This is a genomic window from Pseudophaeobacter leonis, assembly GCF_002087335.1.
Lineage (GTDB): Bacteria > Pseudomonadota > Alphaproteobacteria > Rhodobacterales > Rhodobacteraceae > Pseudophaeobacter > Pseudophaeobacter leonis.
The window spans coordinates 1-5,818 of record NZ_MWVJ01000082.1; the positions used below are offsets into that span (position 1 = coordinate 1).

5 protein-coding genes are annotated in these 5,818 nt (G+C 63.0%); 2 read left to right on the plus strand and 3 right to left on the minus strand.

Features of this window, described 5'->3' with window-relative positions; translation table 11 throughout:
- Positions 1 to 12: 12 nt before the first annotated feature.
- Entirely contained in the window at positions 13 to 549 is a 537-nt protein-coding gene (locus B4968_RS17485; protein WP_083100695.1) for an NAD-dependent epimerase/dehydratase family protein, read from the minus strand.
- 36 nt (positions 550 to 585) lie between these two features.
- Positions 586 to 852 (minus strand): hypothetical protein, encoded by a 267-nt coding sequence (locus tag B4968_RS17490; protein WP_083100696.1) that lies wholly within the window; start codon positions 850 to 852, stop codon positions 586 to 588.
- A gap of 250 nt (positions 853 to 1,102) precedes the next feature.
- Between B4968_RS17490 and B4968_RS17495 the strand changes: the two genes are divergently transcribed.
- Complete coding sequence (locus B4968_RS17495) at positions 1,103 to 2,218, plus strand: polysaccharide biosynthesis/export family protein (protein ID WP_083100697.1); 1,116 nt, start codon at positions 1,103 to 1,105, stop codon at positions 2,216 to 2,218.
- Between the two features lie 153 nt (positions 2,219 to 2,371).
- On the opposite strand, the gene B4968_RS17500 is transcribed toward B4968_RS17495, so the two are convergent.
- Positions 2,372 to 4,699, minus strand: coding sequence for a calcium-binding protein (locus tag B4968_RS17500; protein WP_083100698.1), 2,328 nt, complete (start codon positions 4,697 to 4,699; stop codon positions 2,372 to 2,374).
- 500 nt (positions 4,700 to 5,199) lie between these two features.
- On the opposite strand from B4968_RS17500, the gene B4968_RS17505 reads away from it, so the two are divergent.
- The gene (locus tag B4968_RS17505) at positions 5,200 to 5,802 is read left to right on the plus strand and encodes a DUF2793 domain-containing protein (RefSeq protein ID WP_083100699.1); all 603 of its coding nucleotides are present in this window, start codon (positions 5,200 to 5,202) and stop codon (positions 5,800 to 5,802) included.
- Positions 5,803 to 5,818: the final 16 nt, after the last annotated feature.

Here is a 5,818-nt window from a genome sequence, read left to right on the forward strand (position 1 = left end):
GTTTGGACCAGGTCATGTGGGGTCTGTTTCCTGTGTTGCTGCGGGATGCGATTGAGACCCTAATGCGCGCCATTCCTCTATCATCTGGGCGGCATTTGCCTGTGGCAACAGCTCAGCCGGGATCAGGCTCTGCAGCCGGCTAACATCCAGTGACACCTCGACAATGGCGGTTTGCGGCGCCGGACGTATGGTAAAGGGCAGATCCGCAGCCCGCAGCAAATCCGCCATTTCAACCGGCTGCGGCTGGGCCAGGTTCAACACGGCTGGCAGGGGAGGCGACAAAGCAGCTGGCGGCAAGATGGCGCGCTGCAGCAGCTGCGCCATGACGCGCGACAGACAGCGCATCCCGATATAGCTGCGCTGCGGGCTGCGCCCATCGGCAAACTGGTCCAGAGTAAACCCCGCCCGCCAGCCGCCCAGAATGGCGTCCAGGCCAGCGATATTGCCAATGCGCAGCATACAGACCGGCACATCGAGCTGCCGCGCCAAAGCAGCGGCGCGCTGCTCCATCTCAACCTTGGCCGCACCGTAGGGCGAGGCGGGCGCCAATGGGCTGTCCTCGCTCAGCGGCCCCGGCTGGTTGCCCTAGACCGCCGCCGAGGAGGCCAGAAACACCTGCGCGCAGCGCCCGGTTGCTGCCCGTGGCCCAGCGGCGGCCGCCGCCTGCAGCGCCGCCTCGGCAAGGCGCCAGTTGTCGTGCAAATCTGCGCTTCGCCCGGCAATACTGCCGGCCAGACACAGAATCACATCACAGCCCTGTGCGGCCCGTAACAGGGCGGCAGGCTCCTCAAGCGGCGCAAATATTCGCAAATCCTGATGGGTCTGGCGGGTGCCCTCCTGTGCGGGGGCCACTGGCGGCCGGCGCCTTTGCCAGCGCCAATCACTGTCCGGAGCCCCAAGATGCGCCCACGTCGCGCCGAAACAGCTGTGCAATCCGCCCGTTTCCACCCAGTATCAATGTGGCGGGAAATCCCATGATTGCTCCTCGCTTAGTGTGGTCAGCTTGCTGTTGACGCAAGACGCAGGCCCAGTATTTTACACGAGCTAAACTCAAAGGCCTTCATTCGGGTCAAAAATCAAGCAGTTTCCTGATAGAGGCCCCATGCGCACACTCATTTTTATGCTTTCTGCCATCGGCTTGGCCCTTCTGCCCGTCGCCTGCAGCCGCCTGCCCAGTGGCGCGCCTGTCAGCGAAGAGATTCTGGCCCAATCCGCAGAAGTCGACGCCAGTTTTGCGCTCTATGCCGTCAACCGCGCCTTCCTGCCGACAGTGGCCCACTGGCCCGCGACCGGAAAACAGGAACGCCTGGCCTGGATCCAGGCCAGCCGGGGCTCCAAGTCGCAGATCCTCCAGCCCGGAGACACCCTCACCCTGCGGATCTGGGACAGCAGTGACAACTCCCTTCTGACCTCGCCGGAACAGAAAATGGTGCAGCTGCAGGATGTCAGGGTCGCCGTCAATGGCACCATCTTCATGCCCTATGTCGGCAATGTGAATGTGCTGGGTCTGACCCCCGATCTGGCGCGGGAGCAGTTGCAGGACAAGTTGGAATCGATTGTGCCCTCGGCGCAGCTGCAGCTGGACATGAAAGAGGGGCGCAACAATTCGGTGGATCTGGTCTCTGGTGTGGCCAATCCCGGCACCTACCCGATGCCCGACCGCAACTATTCGCTCATGGGGATCATCTCGGCCGGCGGCGGCATCAGCTCGGCGCTCAACAACCCGCAGATCCGTCTGGTGCGCGGCCAGAACATCTATGGCACCTCGGTGGATGCGCTTTTGAACAACCCCCGTCTGGATACCCTGCTGCGCGGCGGCGACCAGATCTTTGTCGAAGAGGACGAACGCTATTTCCTGTCCTTTGGCGCCACCGGCACCGAGGATCTGCATATCTTCACCAAAGACAATCTTTCGGCCATGGATGCGGTCTCGATCACCGGCGGCATCCAGGACAGCCGCGCCGACCCACAGGGGCTTTTGGTGCTGCGTGAATATGCCCCCGAAGCCCTGGCCCCCGGACTGCGCGGACCGCGTCACCAGCGGGTTGTCTTCACGCTGGACCTGACCTCTGCGGATGGCCTGTTCTCGGCCCGGAAGTTCCAGATCAATCCCGACGATCTGGTGATCGCAACGGAATCTCCCATCAACGACGCCCTGACCGTCTCCAATATTATCGGTAACTTCTTTGGTGTCTTCAGCCGTGCCGGGGTGCTCTAGGCGCTTTTTGATCACTGCTTGATCACTGCGACGCCGGCGGGATCTCTTGCCGGTGCTAGGAGCCAAATTCCGGGCTAAATTCTGGCCCAAATTTCAGGCCAGATTGCAGACCGGATTGCAGACCAGATTTCAGGCCGGTAATCAGACCCGGGTTCAGAAGATAAAATCATCAACTGACAGCTCAGCGGGGCGCAGATCTTCCAGCCGGATCTGGCCCGCGCCGGTCTGGATCAGCGTGTCCTCGCCCCGGCGCAAAATCTCCAGATCCTCATAGTCCAGACCCCGGATGCCAGAGAAATCCAACTGGTCGGTTTCGGGAGTGAAATCAAGGATCACGTCCCGGCCATGGCCCTTTTCAAAGATAAAGACATCGGCGCCGTCACCGCCGCTAAAGCTGTCGCGCCCTTTGCCACCGTCCAGGCGGTCATCGCCGTCAAAGCCCAGCAACCGGTCGGCACCGCCGCCCCCCTTGAGGACATCCGCCTGCGCATCGCCTTTCAGGGTGTCATTGCCACCATTGCCCAGCAGCCGGCTGGGACCTGCGCCTGCGACCAGCAGATCATGACCACCGCCACCAAACAGAAAATCAAAACCTTCTCCACCAAAAAGCTGATCATTGCCGCCGCCGCCTTTCAGACGATCCGCACCAATGCCGCCCTCCAGAGTATCATTGCCGCTGTTGCCTTTCAGCAGGTCATCGCCCGCGCCGCCAAAAAGCCAGTCTGCGCCGCCGCCGCCTGCCAGCAGATCGGCGCCCAGCTCGCCATAGAGGCTGTCATTGCCGCCGCCGCCCTTGACCTGGTCATCGCCATCGCCGCCCCAGAGCTGATCCGCGCCGCTCAGACCATTCAGGCGGTCCTCGCCGCCAAGCCCCTGCAGGCTGTCGGCACCGCCAGTGCCCTGCAGCAGATCCTTGTCGCCGGTGCCATATTGCATGTCGTCCTCAAAGCTCTGCCCCAGCGCCACCCGGCTCGGAGTGGAAAACCCGCCGGTGGGCCAGATGTCCGCCAGGGTCAGCTCTGCGCCGCTGGCGCTGCGCACCAGAATTTCGGTCACGCCAAAAGACAGGCGGATGCCGCCATTCAAATTGGCGACAGTCAATTGGCCGGGACCGTAAAGGCCTGGGATCAGAGACAGGTCCAGGCTGTCTTCGCCGGGCTGAAAATCGGTGACCCGGATCTGGCCCCGAACGGCACCAAGAGCAAAGCAGTCGGCGCCATTGCCACCGGTCAGCACAGAGCCCGCGCCCCGCGCCACCAGCACGTCATCGCCCGCCTGCCCCAGCAGCGTGACCGTCCCGGTGCCACCTTCCAGCAGATCGTCGCCAGCGCTGCCCCGCAGGGTGCCGCGCGTCGCGGTCTCCACCAGGCCCAGCTCGCTCAGATCCAGGGTAAAGCGTGAAATCCCCATCTCACTGCCCGAGCTCACATAGATTTCCAGCGCATCGCCCATCATCACGCTCTCCAGCGCGCTGACATTCTCAAGGCCAAGTCCTGCCTCATGGGACAGGCTGCGCAGGTGCAAAAGCTGGCCAGAGGGCAGCAGCTGCAGCAGGGTGAGGCCATCATCGGCGCCCGCCGCCAGCACCAGAACATGATCGCCAACGCTCACCACCTCAAGGGCGCTGGCGCCGCCAAAGCGGGTCGCCAGCGTGTCACTCACCTGATCCACAAAGTTCAGCGTGCCCGCGTTGGCACCGCTGTCGGCCACCCGAAACAGGCTGAGCGAGCCGGTGCCCGCAGCGCTCAGGATCACCCAGGTGCTGTCATAGGCGGTAAAGCTCTGCAGAGCACTGGGGCTGGAGACTGGCAGCCCATCTGCCGCCGTAAAGCTGTCGGCGGCCTGCAGCGCGCCGGTCTGGGCATTGATGCGAAAGCTGTGCAGACCCTGGCCCGCCGCATCCGCCACAAACAGCAGACCCGCCTCGTCTGAGACCTCCAGCGCCACCGCACCGGACAGCTGATAGGCGCTGTCGCCACCCGCAGTGCTCACCTCAGCCTGTGGTCTGCCCGCCGCGTCCAGCCGCCAGCCGGTCAACTGGCCAGTCGACTGGCCGGCCTCGGTGACGCTATAGACAACGCTATGTGCGCCATTCAGCTCGGCCACTGCTGCGGCGCCCACAGATCCGCCCACGGTGCCACCTGTCAGGCTCTGGGCCGACTGCGACGCCAGATCGCCATCGCTGCCGACCTGATAGGACAGCAGTCTGGAGCCTACGCTGTTGTGCTGCAAAAGATGTGTCTCACCGCCGATCGCGGCCAGGGAAAACTCGCCTGTGGCCAGTGTGCTGCCCTGATGCCAGTAGACATCCTGCAGGCTTGGCGCCGCCCCGTCGAGGCGAAACTGGCTGATGCCACCATTGCGACCCGTGGCGGCATAAAGACAGGTTCCTGCGTCGTTCTGCAGAATTTCCAGATCCCGCAGGTCCGTATCCAGGCGCTCAAATCCAGTCATGAAATGCTGCTGAAACGTGATTTCCATAATCTCTACCCCTGGCTTGGAACGACTTGAACCAAGGGCAAGATCACTGGCTGGCGCGGCCGAATACGGGATCAGAATGCGGCGAAAGGGCGGACATTGTTTACAGATTGAAGACAATCATCAAAGCCCTTAGGCGCTGGAATAATTCCCGGCATTGATCCTGAAATGAGATCAATCCGGCGCCAAATGTGATGATTGGTTCCGGCAAAAGCGGGGTGTTCCGCCGGGTATTGCCCCGGTTTTTGCCCTAATTGTTGCCCCTGTTTTTGCTCAGGTTGCTGCCCCGTTTCTTGCCCAGCCTCCTGTTGCCCAGTCTCCTGTTGCTTAGGCAGCGCACTCGGATTTAGGCGCAGCTTCGCCCGGCTCGGCCACACTGCGCGCCTTTGCTGTCCACAGTTTGCTGCCCAGTCAGTCCTGCCCGCACAGGACCTCTTCAGATCGCCGGGGCCCCGCCTGCCCCCTCACCTTTCCAGCCCCCTCTTTCAGGAGCCCGCGCGCCAATGTCCGATCTCTCCCCGATCCTCTCGCTGCCCTATCTGCTGCCCTCGCAGGCGCAAAAACATGTGACCCACAACGAGGCGCTGCAGCTGCTGGATGCGCTGGTGCAATTGCGGGTCATCGCCTTTGACGCCGAAACCCCACCGCTGGAACCCAGCCCGGGGGCCTCCTATGCGCTGGGAGACACCCCGACGGCGGCCTGGTCGGGCTGGAGCCAGCATCTGGCCATCTGGCAGGGCGAAGGCTGGCTCTTTGTGATGCCCCTGCCCGGCTGGCGCGCCTGGGGCGCAGACACCGAGGAGCTGCGCGTCTGGCAGGGCAGCACCTGGGAGCTGCCGCCGAGTGAGACCCAGAACCTCGACCATATCGGCATCAATGCCAGTGCTGATGCCAGCAACCGGCTGACGGTCGCCGCCCCTGCCAGCCTGTTCACCCATGAGGGCGCCGGGCATCAGGTAAAGCTGAACAAATCCGGCCTCGCCGAGACAGCGGCGCTGTTGTTTCAGTCCAATTGGAACGGACGCGCCGAGCTCGGGCTGCTGGGGAGCAATGATTTCAGCATCAAGACCTCCAGTGGCGGCAGCTGGCAAAACTCCCTGGGCTGAAAGCCAATGGCAGGCG